We start from the raw sequence: 15,845 nt of genomic DNA, 5'->3' as shown, positions 1-15,845 counted from the left end.
ATCTCCTATAATTTAAATTCTAACCACTTGGGGTTTTCTTTTATCTGTTTTTGATACTCCAGAAATTGAACTCTGACGACGTTCTGGTTCTTCTTCGTGTTCTTCGCCCATGGCATCCCCTCAATAGGATACCGTCAAAATTACAAACACAAATGCCTGTATCATCCCTTCAAATAAATCAAAATAAATATGTAAGAAAGGGCCAAAGGCTGTTGTAAATATATTTATACCCGATCAAAAATAAGTATATTGGGCTTTTCATGTCAAGTCCAAATGATTTGGGTCGACATTTCAAATATCATTGTTGAGTCAACCCTTTTTAACCGCCTCATTTATGCCTAATAACGCCGATTTGTCTCCACTAAAACCAGCCTGAACTCCGATAAAAAAAGCATAGAATAATCCTAAAATTATGCTTCCTGCTAAAATATTACCAAAAAGTCGGAATGCCATTGAAAGTAATGGTACGAACTGAGTTATTAATTCTAGTGGATTAATATATTTTTTAAAAAATGCTAATTTTTGATATTTCAAGCCAAAGTAGTAAATTCCAATAAAGGTTACAAAAGCCATTGAGAAAGTTACTGTTAACGATGTCATCGCCGATTCAAATCCTAGTAAGGAAAATAAACAAGATATGAAAATGTATAAAATAATATACATTGCGTATGGTGTTAATTTTCGGTATTTTTTTCCCATAACACTCACTATTAAATCTTCTAAACCAACAATAAACATTTCTGTTAATATTAGAAAACCACTTAATTTTTCGCGGTTTTCAACATTTCTTATTTTAACGTTGTAGATAATGCATAAAGTAGTAATGGTTATAAAAGTTAATAAGATCGAGACAAGTTGTGGAGTAAAGGCATAAAGTGAATCTTTAATTTGGTCCCCGATGGGACTTTCAGCAAGAAGCATTTATTGCACTTCCTTTCTTTTACCATCTTGTTAATTAAATTTTTTAAACACTCTTATATTTAAAAAATGGATAAAAAATGCTATTAACCAATCCAATTAAAAAACCTTCAATTGCAAATAGGTCATTTAGTAATAATACCGTCACGGTAGTAATAAAATACACTCCAATTCTTAATAAAAACATAAAATAAAGAAAATAGTGGTTTTCAGTCTTAATTAATAATCTAGCTGATTTACTAACAAGCAAAAAAGAAGTGTACGATGTGATAGTTCCAAGCAAAACGCCAGTGATTCAATTTCAGCTGACTATTTTTAAAATAACAAGGGTGCTAACTATTGTAATTGAAATTGTGAAAATTACTACAAGTCCGATTATTAAAAAATAATTAGTCATCATCTTATTTCGCCAACTTTGCATGAAAGTTCTCCTTGTGGTGGAATTAACAGTCCATCTTATTAATATTAGCACTTTGAAAATAAAAAAAATGGAAAAAATTATTTTTTTTACAATAATAATTGAATTCCATTTATTTTTAATTTATATTATATTTTTTTCCATTTCAGAACTATTTTGTTCCAAAAATTCGATCTCCAGCATCTCCTAAACCTGGCTCAATAAATCCTATATCATTTAACTTCTCATCTAATGCTGCTGTGTAAATTTCAACATCAGGATGAGATTCTTGTAGTTTTTTAACGCCTTCTGGAACAGCGACGAGGCAAACAAATTTAATGTTTTTGGCTCCTCATTTTTTGGCAATTTCTATTGCTTTAGCGGCGCTTCCTCCAGTTGCTAACATTGGATCTACAACAATAACATAACTTTCATCGATATTTTTGGTTGATTTTGCATAGTATTCAACAGGCTCTAAGGTAGTTTCGTCGCGATAAAGACCAATATGGGCAATGCGCGCTGTAGGAATTAGTCTTTGAATTCCTTCGGTCATTCCTAATCCAGCTCTAATAATGGGGATTAGCACAACCGGGATGTCAACAGTGTAACCTACGGCTTTTTTGACCGGTGTTTCAATTTCCAACTCTTTTAAAGGAATATCTCTGAAAATTTCATAAACCATTAGCTGTCCAATCTCATTTAAATTTTCGCGAAAATCCTTTGAGCTTGTTTCAATTCGTCGCATCCTAGTTAATTTGTCCAGGATTAACGGATGCTTAATTATTGTAAAAGACATATTTTTTTACCCCCTAATAATTAAAGTTATCATAAATTGGGTGCTTTTGACACAATTTATGAACTTTTTTACTTAATTCCTGTAAATTATTTTCAGAGTGATCATTCAAGGCACTAACTATGATTTTTCCAACTTCTTGAAAATCAATTTTTTTAAAACCTCGAGTAGTCATCGCCGGAGTTCCAATTCTAATTCCGCTAGTATAAAAGGCTTTTTGTTTGTCAAAAGGGATCATATTTTTATTAACAATGATTCCAATCCCACCAAGAATATCTTCTGCTTGTTTGCCTGTTAAATTAAATTGACTCATTACATCAATGTTGATTAAATGATTATCTGTTCCTTGAGCCACTAGACGCAAGCCCCCTTTTTGAAGCTCATCCCCCAAAGTTTTTGCGTTTTCAACAACCCCCTTGCAATAATCTTGAAAATCTGGTTTTGAAGCTTCAATAAAAGCTTGGGCCTTACCAGCAATCATATTTTCAAGAGGTCCTCCTTGAATCCCAGGAAATAGAGCTGAGTTAATTTTTTTAGAAATAGCTTCATCGTTTGTCAAAATTAATCCCCCTCTTGCTCCGCGAAGAGTTTTGTGGGTTGTTGAAGTCACAATGTGTGCATAAGGAACCGGGTTTTGATGCATACCCCCAGCTACCAAGCCAGCGATGTGGGCCATGTCAACCATTAATTTTGCCCCGACTTTATCAGCAATTTCTCGAAATTTTTGAAAATCAATTGCCCGTGAATAGGCACTGGCCCCAGCAACAATTAATTTTGGTTTATGTTCTTTGGCAATTTTTTCAATTACGTCATAGTCAATCATTTCCGTTTTTTCATCAACACCATAAAAGACGAATTCATAAGTCTTTCCAGAAAAATTAAGCGGATAACCGTGAGTTAAGTGGCCTCCAGCATCCAGACTCATTCCCAAAACTTTGTCGCCGTGTTCTAAAAGAGCCATATATGCCGCCGCATTTGCTTGACTACCTGAATGGGGTTGAACATTTGCAAAACTTGCTTTAAATAATTTTTTAGCTGTTTGGATTGCTAAATTTTCAATTTTATCAATTGCTTCACAGCCCCCATAGTAACGCTTTCCTGGATACCCTTCAGCGTACTTATTTGTTGCAATGCTTCCCATTGCTTTTAAAACTGATTCAGAAACATAATTCTCAGAAGCGATTAGTTCAATGTGGTTTTGTTGGCGTTTTAATTCCTCGTTTAAATATGATTTTAATTCGTTATCCATTATAATCACACAACTTTCTAACTCGTTCGCTGTGGCGATCTTCTTCAAACTGAGTTTGTAAAAAAACTTTGACTAATTCTACAGCCTTGTAAACAGCTATAAAGCGTGCTCCCAAAGCCAAAATATTAGCATTATTATGTTGTCTTGCTAATTCAACCGCTTCTTTTTCATAACAAAGTGCGGCACGTATACCAGGAACTTTATTTGCTGCAATTGAAATTCCAATGCCACTTCCACAAATCACAATTCCAAGCGATGTCACATCTTTTCCAACGGCTTCCCCAACAGCAAAACCCAAATCTGGGTAATCTACAGGATTTAAATCGTTTGTTCCTAAATTTATGACTTCGTGACCTTGCGACTCTAAGTATTCAACAATAGCAGTTTTCATTTCAACTGCGGTGTGGTCATTTCCTATAAAAATTTTCATTTAAATTCCTCCTCTTTTTTATAATACACTATATAGTCGTGATAAAATAAATCAAAATAGAAATAAATTGTAAGGAACATTAATATGAAAAATAAAATTAGTTACTCTTTTTTTTGAATTATGCTTATAGCACTGTGAATTTTTTTAATATCAGATATTGTTCTTGGAGTTTATCGTCCAGCCCCTCGTTTTGCTGGGGAAATTAATAACGAACAAGGTTTTGCTGTAATGAATGGTTGACAAAGGGTTTTGGCCAGTTTTAGCTTTTGAACCACATGAAGTAATTGATTGCTTGCAATATTTTTTACTGTTGTACTTTTGAAACCGAAAGGGAAAATAAACTTTAATTGGTGAACAATTATGGCATCATATATGACCCTAACAATGATTTTATTTTGAATGGGACTAGCTGGGGTCAAAGCTGTTGGGGAAGGATTTCAAACCAAATTTATAAATGACTACTCAGATATTACTCGATTAATTTATAGTATTATTCTTCATCTGGTTACACCCGGATTTATTATCGGGGCTTGAACTTACCAGTGTGGAAAACAAAAAATAAACCAACTTGAGTTTAATAAATTTTATATTTTAATTGCGGTCGGATTTTTAGTATTTTACCTTATCTTTGTTTTAACAAGGGGGATGATTCGTACCAATCAAGGAGCTGATATTTGAACTTCTTATCCGTATTTCTTTTTTGCAATTGGTATAGAAAAGGGAATATTTTTATTATCAATTAGTAGTATTGTTATTATTTTAGTAATGGTTGGAATACTTCTTGGATTTACAAAAATCAATAATTTTGTGGCTCAAAAACAAGGAAACAACCAAGAAGTTAATTTGGGATTTCAAATAAAATTGTTAAACTACAATTTAAAGTCAAAGATTATTTATTTATTATTATCAATTATTGCATCACTTGCAATGATCGGCTTAGGAATTTGACTGTTAACAGGGGTGGAAAACTATTTAGGAAACCAAACAAAAGAAGAACATAAATATTTTTTTGTTAGCAACATTGCTTGGGTGTTTTGTCTAAGTTTGTGGGTGGTCTCAGGGGTAGTGGTTATTTGCCTATCAGCATTTGCTTTTAAATACTCAAAAGTTCTTAAAATACAAAATCAATTTTTGCTAATTTTAGGAGTTTCTAGCCTACTGTTTTATGGGGTTGGGCTTTTTGCAGTCGGACTATTTTTATGAAAATATTATAGCACCGATTACTTAGGGGTAACTAAGTAATTAAAAAATAAAAACTATTATAGAATTTTAGATTCAAAAAATAAAAACTACAAATTTCGGAATGGCTTGTTGGTGATCTTCACCATAAAGTTAGGCTATAAAAAATTATCTTCAAATTATAGAAAAATAAAAAACCCTATACGAATGTACGGGGTTTTTTATTTTTTTTATTTTTAATATTCGTTTGCCAAACTTTCTTGGCCACGTTTGATAATTTCAGCACTTCCTGTTAGTCCGGTTCCCGCAGGAATTAGGTTTCCTAACATAATGTTTTCTTTCAGTCCTTCAAGCTTATCAATTTTACCTTTGATTATTGCTTTTACAAGAACTCTAGCTGTATCTTGGAACGAGGCTGACGATAGTCATGACTCAGACTCCAAAGGAGCTTTTTTAATACCGAAAATTGTGTATTTAGCTAACGGTGGTTTTTTGCCTTCAACAATCGCTTTGGTAATAACAGATTTGTAATTTTTAACTGTTACAATTTCCCCGGGAAGCAGATCGGTGTCACCTGAATCAATAATTTTAACTTTATTTAACATTTGTTTTACAATAATTTCGATGTATTTATCTGAAATTTCAATTCCTTGCAAACGGTAAACTTTTTGCACTTCTTTTAAAATATAGTTTTCTACATCTTCAATACGCGCAACTTCAAGTAAATCTTTGATATTAATCGCACCCTCAGTTAATTTCTGACCACGAGTCACAGGTTCGCCAACTTTAACACGGATAATTGCTCCGTATTGTGACTTGTATTTTCTTTCATCATTGTTTGATTTTACAATGACAGTAAACATTCCATCTTCTTCGATAATCTCTGAGATTACTCCGTCAATTTGAGAAATAATCGCAACACTTCCTTTTGGGTTTGTTACGTCAAGAAGTTCTTTAATACGTGGAAGACCTTGAGTGATATCATCTCCCCCGGCAACCCCTCCGGTATGGAAGGTACGCATTGTTAACTGAGTTCCTGGCTCACCAATTGACTGGGCAGCAATAACTCCGACAGGTTCACCAATTTCAACAAGCTCTCCTGTTGCTAGATTAATTCCATAACATTTTTTACATATTCCCTTATCACTATCACAAGTTAATACCGAACGAATTTGAACGGTTTTTACCCCGGCTTCGATAATTTGATTTGCTATTTCTTCATCTACTAAAGTATCACCACGAACTATGGTATTTCCTTTTTCATCTTCAACATCAGCAAATATATAGCGTCCCATTAAACGGTCTCGCAGCGGAACAATGATGTTATCATGTTTTGTTTCAACAACATCTCCGATTTCAAACCCTTTTGATGGTTCACAGTCTGTTTCTGTAATAATAATCTCTTGAGATACATCAACAAGTCTACGAGTTAAATACCCTGAATCGGCAGTTTTTAAGGCGATATCCGCCATCCCTTTACGAGCCCCATGAGTTGAAATAAAGTATTCTGAAACTGTTAGACCTTCACGGAACGATGACTTAATTGGAATTTCTTTAATATCACCTTTCGGGTCATTCATAAGACCACGCATACCTACAAGCTGAGTAAAGTTGGAAACATTACCCCTTGCTCCTGAATCTGCCATTACAAATACTGGATTTTTTGGATCTTGCTTTAATACCGATTCCAATTGCGTTTGAATCTCATCTTTAACAGCTGATCAAACATTAATCACTCGGCGTTTCTTCTCTGAAAATGTTAACATACCCATGTTGTAAAATTCTGTAATTTGAGCAACTTTTTTATCTGCAACCTTAAAATCTTCGTATTTATTTTTGTAGGCAACAACGTCACCTGCAGAAATTGTTGTTCCAGATTTTGAAGAATATTTAAATCCTAAATCCTTCATATTATCTAACATTTGAGCAGTCTTTTGTGAACCATAAGTTCTAAAGTAGCGATCAATAATTTCTGATAAATCCTTTTTCTTAATTGGTTGTTGAGTTTCATATTTGTTGGCGATGTATTCAGAAATGTTAGTGTCATCACTTACAATAAATTTATCAACTTCATTCTCAGCTTGAAAAATATTGCTATTGTTTAGCCAAGGGAAATTTTCTGAGAAGATTTCATTAAATAAAATCTTTCCTACAGTTGTTATTAAATAACCGGATTTATCTGTTGAAAAGTGTTTCTTATCCAAAGAGTTTACATCCAATGCAATAATAGAGTTTAAAGATACCACTCCTGCTTCATAAGCAATTTTAGCCTCTGCAGGGTTTGAAAATAGCATTCCTTCACCTTTTTGGCCTTTTTCTTCAAATGTAACATAGTAGTTTCCTAAAATCATATCTTGGGTTGGAGTAACAATAGGTTTTCCATCTTTTGGACCTAAAATCGCTTTACTTCCAAGCATTAAGACACGAGCTTCTGCGACCGCTTCTGGAGATATTGGTAAGTGGACCGCCATTTGATCCCCATCAAAGTCAGCATTAAATGCTGTTGTTACTAACGGGTGTAAACGAATAGCTTTTCCCTTTACCAGTTTTGGTTCAAAGGCTTGAATTCCAAGACGGTGTAAAGTTGGAGCACGGTTTAAAAGCACTGGTCGGTCTTTTGTAACACTTTCAAGTGCTTCCCAGATTTTTAAGTCTCCTGATTGGATCATTTTTTCGGCCACTTTAACATTTTCAGCATGGTTGTGTTCTTGTAGTCATTTAATTACAAATGGTTTAAACAAAATAATTGCCATATCTCGAGGAATTCCTGCTTGATACATTTTTAAATCAGGCCCAATTGCGATAACCGAACGCCCAGAGTAATCAACACGCTTTCCAAGTAAATTCTGACGGAAACGACCTTGTTTACCTTTTAAAATTGATGTTAGTGATTTTAAAGCACGCTTGTCTTTTCCTGTTACAGGGCGAGCTTTACGTTCGTTATCCAATAGGGCGTCAACAGCTTCTTGAAGCATACGTTTTTCGTTATTTACAATAATGCTTGGTGCTCCCATTGATTTAACTTTTTTTAATCGTTCATTTCTAATAATAATACGACGGTACAAGTCATTAATTTCAGATGTAGTAAATCTTCCACCATCTAATTGAATTATTGGACGAATGTCTGGGGGAATTACTGGAATAACATGTAAAATCATTCATTCTGGTCGTGAATTTGACTTTTTCAGTGAATCTAGAACTTCCAATCGTTTCATCATTTTATTTTGTTCAACGCTTCCACGCTTTTCTTTTAATTCTTCTTTGATTTTAATAATTGCTTCATCTAAATTAATATTCTTTAATAACTCTTCAATGGCGCTTGCTCCGATTCCAAATTTGGCATTTGTATACTTTCCAATAAAACTTGCTGCCTCGTCCATAGAAAAAGGAATTGAAGCATTTCTTAATTCTTCAATCATTTTTTCAGCGCGGCGAAAACCAATTTCTTGTTTTGGATCGCTTAAATCAAAATCTTCTTTAATATCTTCTAGAGTTTTTGTCAATTTTTCACGAGTTTTTATACTTATTTTAGTGTTTCCTAAATCTAGAACCTGACCTTTTTTTAAATATTTTGAGGTTCCTGGTTCTAAAACAATATGGGAAACAAAGTAGACAACTTCCTCAAGTTCTTTTGTTTTAAGATCTAAAATTGCTGCTATTCGGCTTGGAGCCACCTTCAACATTCAGATATGAGTTACTGGTTCCTCTAGTTCAATATGCCCCATTCGTTCACGACGAACGATTGACTCTGTAATTTCAACTAGACAACGCTCACAAACCTTACCTTTGTTTTTGACTTTTTTATACTTACCACAAGCACATTCATAGTTTTTTGTTGGTCCAAATATTCTTTCATCAAAAAGACCATCGCGTTCAGTTTTTAAAGTTTTATAGTTGATTGTTTCAGCTTTTGTAACTTCTCCTCGAGATCAAGAACGAATTACATCGGGACTAGCTAGGTCAATTTTTATCATTCTTTTTTCATTTTTTGAATTTACCATTATTTAATTTCCCCTTACTAATCGAAATTTTGTTCTAAATCTAGTTCTTCTTCTGGCTCGTCCAAGCCAAGATCATCTAAATCAATGTTATTAACAACTTCTTGTTAAGCTTGAGAAATTGTTCGATTATTGTTTTTTTCATATTCTGTGAAATCATCTAGAATTTCATCTTCGTATGCATTAATTAAAACTTTATTACCAAACTCATCAATCATATGCATATCAAAACCAAGACCCATTATTTCTTTTGTTAAAACATTAAATGATTCTGGAATTCCTGGATTTGGGATTTCTTTACTACGAACGATCGCTTCATAAGTTTTTATTCTTCCGCGAATATCATCTGATTTAATTGTTAGGATTTCTCTTAGAGTATAAGCAGCACCATAAGCCTCAAGAGCTCATACTTCCATTTCTCCAAATCGTTGTCCCCCATTTTGGGCTTTACCACCTAATGGTTGTTGTGTTATTAATGAATATGGTCCTACATTTCTTGCATGTAATTTATCATCAACCATGTGTGAAAGTTTTAACATATACATTACACCAACAGCGATCGGTTTATCAAAAGCTTCTCCGGTTCTTCCATCAATTAAGGTAACTTTACCATAATTTTTCATTCCCGCTTCTGCCATAATATCTTGAAGTTCTTCGTCATTCAAACCTTCAAAAACTGGGGTTGAGACTTTAATTCCAAGTTTTTCCGCAGCCATTCCTAAGTGGATTTCTAAAACTTGACCAATATTCATACGAGAAGGTACCCCTTGTGGATTCAACATAATATCAACCGGAGTTCCATCTTCCATGTATGGCATATCTTCAACTGGTAAAATTTTTGAAATAACCCCTTTGTTACCATGGCGACCGGCCATTTTATCCCCTTCTTGAATTTTACGTTTTTGAACAACAAAAACTTTAATTACTTCAAGAATATCTGCTGGTAAATCATAGCCATCAGCTCGAGAAAAACGACGAATTGATTGAACAATTCCTTCACCTCCGTTAGGAACTCTTAATGAGTTATCCTTAACGTTTCTTGATTTTTCCCCAAAAATAGCATGTAATAATTTATCCTCTGGTGATAACTGAGTTTGTGATTTTGGAGTAACTTTACCAACCAAAATATCACCAACTTTAACCTCAGAACCAATTGCAATAATTCCGCTTTCGTCAAGATATTTTTTGCTAGCTTCTGAAATATTTGGAATTTCTCTAGTAATTTCTTCTGGACCTTGTTTTGTCTGGCGTTTTTCAATTGTATATTCATCGATGTGAATTGATGTAAATCGATCATCAATTACAATTCGCTCAGAAACAATAACGGCATCCTCATAGTTATAACCATTTCAAGTGGTAAATGCTACAACAACATTTTGCCCTAGAGCTAATTCACCTTTTTCCATTGAAGGGCCATCAGCTAAAATATCACCTTTTTTAACTTTTTGATTTAGTTTGACGATTGGAGAGTGGGTAATCGCAGTTCCATTATTTGAGCGAATAAAATCACTTAAAACATAATGCTTTGGTCCCTCTTTGGTTTCCAAAGTAATTTTTCTTGAATCTAAAAATTTAACAATACCATCTTCGCGAGCAACAATAGCATCACCCGAATCACGAGCTGCTTCAAATTCAACTCCGGTTCCAACAACTGGAGACTGAGGATTTATTAAAGGTACAGCTTGACGTTGCATATTGGCACCCATCAATGCTCGGTTGGCATCATCATTTTCTAAAAACGGAATTAAACTTGTGGCAATTGACACAATTTGTTTTGGTGAAACGTCAACATAGTCAACATCTTCTGCATTTGCCATAATGTCGTCTCCACGATAACGCGCAACAACATTATCATCCAAAATAGTTCCATCTTTATCAATTTTAATGTTTGCTTGAGCAACAATGAAGTCACGTTCTTGATCGGCTGTCAAGTATTCGTACTTATCGGGAACAACTTTTTTATTTTCAACTTTGCGGTAAGGAGTTTCGATGAAACCATATTCATTAATTCGAGCATATGTTGATAAGTTATTAATTAAACCAATGTTTGGTCCCTCGGGAGTTTCAATTGGACAAATTCTACCATAGTGACTTGGGTGAACGTCTCGAACTTCAAGACCAGCACGTTCACGGCTAAGTCCCCCAGGACCTAGTGCTGTTAAACGTCTTTTGTTTGTTAATTCAGCTAGTGGGTTGGTTTGGTCCATAAATTGTGAAAGTTGTGAAAGATTAAAAAATTCACCAATTATTGCGGTTAACGGTTTATTGTTAATAATGCTTGATGGTTTCATTTTAAAGGGATTAGTTGTTGAAATTTTTTCCTTTACATTTTTTTCAATACGCATCATCCCAATTCGGAATTGATTTTGCAATAATTCTCCAACTGTTCGCACACGACGATTTCCCAAGTGATCAATGTCATCAACTTCTCCAATGCCATCCATTAAGTTAAGGGCAAATGAAAGTGTTGATATAATGTCAGGAACATTAATATATTCATCACTGCGAGTTTTTGTTACTCCGATTATTGTTGCGGTTTCTTGTCTTAAATCATTGTCTTTAAATACTTTAATTTTTTGAATTTCATTTCCAGAATCAATTGAACTATTAAAGTTAATTTTTGAAATCATTGCGCCATCTTCTAAAATTTTGCTAACTTCTTTTAAAACGTCTTTTGTAACTTCGGTACCCATTTTAAAGGCAACGACTCCATTTTTGTCAATTAAATCTTCGGCCAGAATTTTTCCTAGTAAACGATTCTTAACAGCTAATTTTTGTTGTAATTTAAAACGTCCTGCTTTTGTTAAGTCGTACTTGCGTTTATCAAATAGTAAACCAAAAATGTATTTACATGCGCCGTCTGCTGTTGCAGTTTCGCCTTGTCGAATTTTTTTGTATATTTCTTGGATTTGGTTTTCTCAATCGATACTGATTTCACCAGTTAAATTATCTTGCTCTAAAGTTGTTTCAATAACACTATTGTTATCAAAAATGTTCAAAATTTCATCTTTTTGCATTCCCAGTGAAGTCAAAAGACTTGTTGCGGTTGTTTTACGTGATTTGTCAATTTTAACAAATAGTGCATTTGTCATTTTATTATCGATTTGTTTTTTAATATCTGTTTCAAATTCTAATCAAGTACCTCGACTTGGGATGATATCAGCAGAATAAATTGTCTCTCCGTTTTTACGGTTTAGTTCTGTTTTGAAATAACTACCTGGAGATCTTACAAGTTGAGAAACAACAACTTTTTCACTACCATTAACAATGAAAGTACCGCGATCTGTCATTAGAGGGAAGTCTCCAAAGAAAACTTCTCCCACTTTATAAATATCAACATTTGCTGTCACAATTTCACCGTTGTCATCAATTAATTCAATCTGAATTGTTTCAATATCTCCAGTTTTATTTTTTACTTCATAAAAATAAAGTTTGTCAACCTTTTTAACAAAGCTAACATTTGTGGTTTCTATTTTTTCTTGTAATCAACCCTTTAAGAAAGTTTCGGTTTTTCCTGAAATATTTTCTTTTTCAATCTCGACACTTTCCATGCGAATTGTTAATGTTAAATTAGCATAAATTGGCGCCTCAAAAATTTTTGATTCTTCTTTTGCTCTTGCTACTGGAATTCTTGGTTCTTTGAATTCTCAATCTTTTAAACTTAGTACAATTTCACCATCATTTGAAACAACGGGAAATACCTCTTGAAAAACTTCATCAATTCCCTTTTTTTGGAATCAATCAAAAGTATCGGTTTGTAACTCTATTAAATTTGGCAATGGTAAATTACCAGATACTTTAGTATAATCCCTTCTTTGAACGGCTTGGTTTATTTTCTTTACAGTATAACTCATCTTATATTCCTCCAATTAAAGCAAAATCTACGCAATAACAATTTTATGTTATATAAATAGCAAAGTCAAGAGAAAAACTGATTTATTTATTTATTTGCAAAAAAAATATTCCCATTGTCTAAACGAGAATATTTTTTTTGCAAAACTATTTTTTGGCTGTTCATTTAAATGTGAAAGCTGTTATTAAGAAAAGTGCGGTAATTATTAATAAAGCCCCTAGAACCGGTTGCCAAGTTGCTGTAAAATCACGACCAATTCCAATATGATTATTAAAAGAAGAATCTCAACCCTGAGCAATTGCTCCTTGAGTTGCAAATAAGAATAAAAAAACACTATATTTATGGGGAATAAAATATGTAAAAATTATCATTCCTTTTGAAGATTCTATTACTTCTGGGGGAAGCATTATTCCTGAAAAAAATATTGAAAAGAAGTAAATCATCATTACAACCCCTTGTAGTGCTCCATCGGAATTAAATAACCCGCCAAGAAGTGTTGCCAAGCCGATTGAAGTTAATGATACCAAGATTGATGAACCGATAAATGCTCCCCAATTTACCATACTCATTGTTTTGACAAATGTTTGCAGCTCTGGATCTCTACCTAGTGGTGGGGTTATTATTAAGCTAACTAGTAACCCTGTTGTAAGCATTATAACAAGAGCAACAATTGAAACCAAAAGATAAAAAACTCATAAAGCCGCTATGAAAACTCCTTTTTTAACTCCTGTTGTATCAATTCTTTTTAAAAACACTGAGTTTTTTCATTCAACAATCGCGGGCGCAAGAGATGTTAGTATTGTCATTGATGGTAACAACATATAAGCATATAGAGCCATTCCCCCACTAGCGTTGTTCCCAATTACTGCAAAAAACATAATCATAAAAAATATTGGAACAACAAACATAAATAGTGGCCCTCGAGGGTTTCGAAAAAATGATTTTCTAACTAAGCCGAAAATATTTGCAAAAACCGCTAAATTGTTTTTAAAACTAAAGTCACTTTTTTTTAAATTAATTGTCATATTTCAAACTCCCTTCAAAATGTTTATTCATTATGTTTCTGACACTCTTAAATTCTTTTAATGCCTCAGAAATTTTACGATCAAAAGCTACTTTTCCATCATTTATGATTATCATCCTTGTACACAATAATTCCACTTCTTCTGGACTGTGGGAAACTAGTAGCAATGTTTTTTTATCTTCTTCCATTTTTTTCTTAAAAAAAGATATTATTGAAAACTGTAACTGCATATCTAATCCAGTTGTTAATTCATCTAAAATAACCAATGCTGGGTCGTTCATCATCGAAATCATTGCATTAAATCTTTGCTTTTGACCTCCTGATAGTTTTCGTAATCCTCGATTTTTAAATTCTTCAATATCAAAAACTTTGTTTAGCTCTTCTTCTCAAGATTGAGTAAACTTTGGATAAACAGATCGGTAGAACTTCAACATGTCATTTGCACAAATTCCAACCGGTCACTCACCTTGTTGAAATTGAATACCAATTTCTTTTTTGATATCTCCTTGAATATTTAACTCTATTGTTCCTGAAGTTGGGATAGAGGTCTGAGCTATCATTTCAACCAAGGTTGTTTTACCACAACCATTAGACCCTAAGATGGCAACTCTCTCACCCTGGTTAATTTGCAAATTAAGATCTTTTAAAACTTTTTTCTTTCCAAATTTTTTTTCTAGATTTTTTATTGTAATTAATGTTTCCATACTGCTCCTTTCGATTTATTTTGTTTAAAAAAACACCGTTAATCGGTGTTTTTTTAAACAAAGGGTTTTCAATTTTTATTTATTAATTTTCGATTGCAACTTTAATTCCAGGACCCATTGTTGTTGAGATTACTATATTTTTAATATAGGCACCTTTAACTGCGTTTGGCTTTCCTTTTTTAATTGCATCTAAAATTGCACCAAAGTTTAATATCAGTTGCTCTTCTTTAAATGAAGACTTTCCTAAAATTGCATGCACATTTCCTTCTTTATCAGTTCTGTACTCAATTTTACCTTTTTTAACATCGTCCAAAGCTTTTTTAACATCAACTGTTACAGTTCCGGTTTTAGGGTTTGGCATTAATCCTTTTGGACCAAGAATTTTTCCGATTTTACCTAATTCTGCCATCATTTCTGGGGTTGCGATAATTACATCAAAATCAAATCAGTTTTCCTTTTGAATTTTTTGAATTAAATCAACACCACCAATAAAATCAGCACCAGCTTCTTCAGCTTCTTTAACTTTCGTGTTAGTTAGAACTAAAACTTTTTGAGTTTTACCTGTTCCAGCTGGCAACACTATCGCTCCTCTAATTTGTTGATCGGCGTGACGAGGATCAACATTTAAATTAAATGCTACCTCAACTGTTGAATCAAACTTTGTTGTTGAAGTTTCTTTTGCCAACTTTGCAGCTTCAGCAATTGGGTAAGCAGTATTTTTATCTACTTTAGAAACAACAGCATTATATTTTTTACCAAATTTAGCCATTTTTCTAACCTAGGCCTTTTCAGGCATTCCTTCTACTTTTATACCCATTTGTCTTGCTGTTCCTTCGATTGTTTTCATTGCAGCCTCAATTGAGTTTGCAGTTAAGTCAACCATTTTATATTCGGCAATTTTTCTAACTTCATCTGCCGAAATTGTTGCAACAGTTTCAGTTCCAGAAAGTTTTGCTCCCTTTTGCAATTTTGCAGCTTTTTTTAATAAAATTGCTGCTGGTGTAGTTTTTAGAATAAAATCAAAAGATTTATCATCATATGCGGTAATCACAACAGGAACTACATCTCCTGCGCGGTCCTTAGTAGCGTCATTAAATTGTTGGGTGAATTGAGGCATGTTTATTCCAAGAGAAGCTAATTCTGCTCCTGGTTTTGCTTGCATTGCCATAAATTCTAATTTTGCTATACGTGTAACTTTTTTAGCCACGGGCAACACCTCCTTATGTTTCTCGCTGTGGTCCAAACGAATGACATTTGTCATTCTTCCACAATAAAAATCAGCCATATTTATATTATCATA

12 protein-coding genes are annotated in these 15,845 nt (G+C 33.4%); 1 reads left to right on the top strand and 11 read right to left on the bottom strand.

Annotation, left to right across the window (positions count from 1 at the left end; translation table 4 throughout):
- Positions 1-12 precede the first annotated feature (12 nt).
- The 5 genes from SSABA_RS00240 to rpiB form a co-directional block, all read right to left on the bottom strand.
- Positions 13-921, bottom strand: a complete 909-nt coding sequence (locus SSABA_RS00240; protein WP_025250600.1) for a F0F1 ATP synthase subunit A — start codon at positions 919-921, stop codon at positions 13-15.
- Positions 922-964: 43 nt separating this feature from the next.
- Positions 965-1,318, bottom strand: coding sequence for an MG406 family protein (locus SSABA_RS05210; protein ID WP_394330313.1), 354 nt, complete (start codon positions 1,316-1,318; stop codon positions 965-967).
- A 169-nt stretch (positions 1,319-1,487) separates the two neighbouring features.
- Positions 1,488-2,111, bottom strand: a complete 624-nt coding sequence (upp, locus tag SSABA_RS00230) for a uracil phosphoribosyltransferase (RefSeq protein WP_025250598.1) — start codon at positions 2,109-2,111, stop codon at positions 1,488-1,490.
- Between the two features lie 13 nt (positions 2,112-2,124).
- The gene (glyA, locus tag SSABA_RS00225) at positions 2,125-3,357 is read right to left on the bottom strand and encodes a serine hydroxymethyltransferase (protein WP_025250597.1); all 1,233 of its coding nucleotides are present in this window, start codon (positions 3,355-3,357) and stop codon (positions 2,125-2,127) included.
- The gene (gene rpiB, locus SSABA_RS00220; protein WP_025250596.1) at positions 3,350-3,787 is read right to left on the bottom strand and encodes a ribose 5-phosphate isomerase B; all 438 of its coding nucleotides are present in this window, start codon (positions 3,785-3,787) and stop codon (positions 3,350-3,352) included. The genes glyA and rpiB overlap by 8 nt, the downstream gene beginning before the upstream one ends.
- Positions 3,788-3,871: 84 nt before the next feature.
- Between rpiB and SSABA_RS00215 the strand changes: the two genes are divergently transcribed.
- Entirely contained in the window at positions 3,872-5,029 is a 1,158-nt protein-coding gene (locus SSABA_RS00215) for a hypothetical protein (RefSeq protein WP_025250595.1), read from the top strand.
- A 173-nt stretch (positions 5,030-5,202) separates the two neighbouring features.
- On the opposite strand, the gene rpoC is transcribed toward SSABA_RS00215, so the two are convergent.
- The 6 genes from rpoC to rplK all read right to left on the bottom strand — a co-directional run bounded on the left by rpoC (position 5,203) and on the right by rplK (position 15,752).
- A complete protein-coding gene (gene rpoC / locus SSABA_RS00210; RefSeq protein WP_025250594.1) occupies positions 5,203-8,967 on the bottom strand; it encodes a DNA-directed RNA polymerase subunit beta' in 3,765 nt (1,254 codons plus the stop codon).
- A 104-nt stretch (positions 8,968-9,071) separates the two neighbouring features.
- Complete coding sequence (rpoB, locus tag SSABA_RS00205; protein WP_084655717.1) at positions 9,072-12,818, bottom strand: DNA-directed RNA polymerase subunit beta; 3,747 nt, start codon at positions 12,816-12,818, stop codon at positions 9,072-9,074.
- 145 nt (positions 12,819-12,963) lie between these two features.
- Positions 12,964-13,842 (bottom strand): ABC transporter permease, encoded by an 879-nt coding sequence (locus SSABA_RS00200; RefSeq protein WP_025250593.1) that lies wholly within the window; start codon positions 13,840-13,842, stop codon positions 12,964-12,966.
- Complete coding sequence (locus SSABA_RS00195) at positions 13,832-14,545, bottom strand: ATP-binding cassette domain-containing protein (RefSeq protein WP_025250592.1); 714 nt, start codon at positions 14,543-14,545, stop codon at positions 13,832-13,834. Before SSABA_RS00195 ends, SSABA_RS00200 begins: the two co-directional genes overlap by 11 nt.
- A gap of 82 nt (positions 14,546-14,627) precedes the next feature.
- Positions 14,628-15,314 (bottom strand): 50S ribosomal protein L1, encoded by a 687-nt coding sequence (gene rplA, locus SSABA_RS00190; protein ID WP_025250591.1) that lies wholly within the window; start codon positions 15,312-15,314, stop codon positions 14,628-14,630.
- A 9-nt stretch (positions 15,315-15,323) separates the two neighbouring features.
- Entirely contained in the window at positions 15,324-15,752 is a 429-nt protein-coding gene (gene rplK / locus SSABA_RS00185; RefSeq protein ID WP_025250590.1) for a 50S ribosomal protein L11, read from the bottom strand.
- Between the last annotated feature and the right edge of the window lie 93 nt (positions 15,753-15,845).

This window comes from Spiroplasma sabaudiense Ar-1343, from assembly GCF_000565215.1.
Classification (GTDB): domain Bacteria; phylum Bacillota_I; class Bacilli_A; order Mycoplasmatales; family Mycoplasmataceae; genus Spiroplasma_B; species Spiroplasma_B sabaudiense.
Note: the sequence above shows the minus strand (reverse complement) of the source record. Positions and strands in the feature narration are given on the sequence as shown.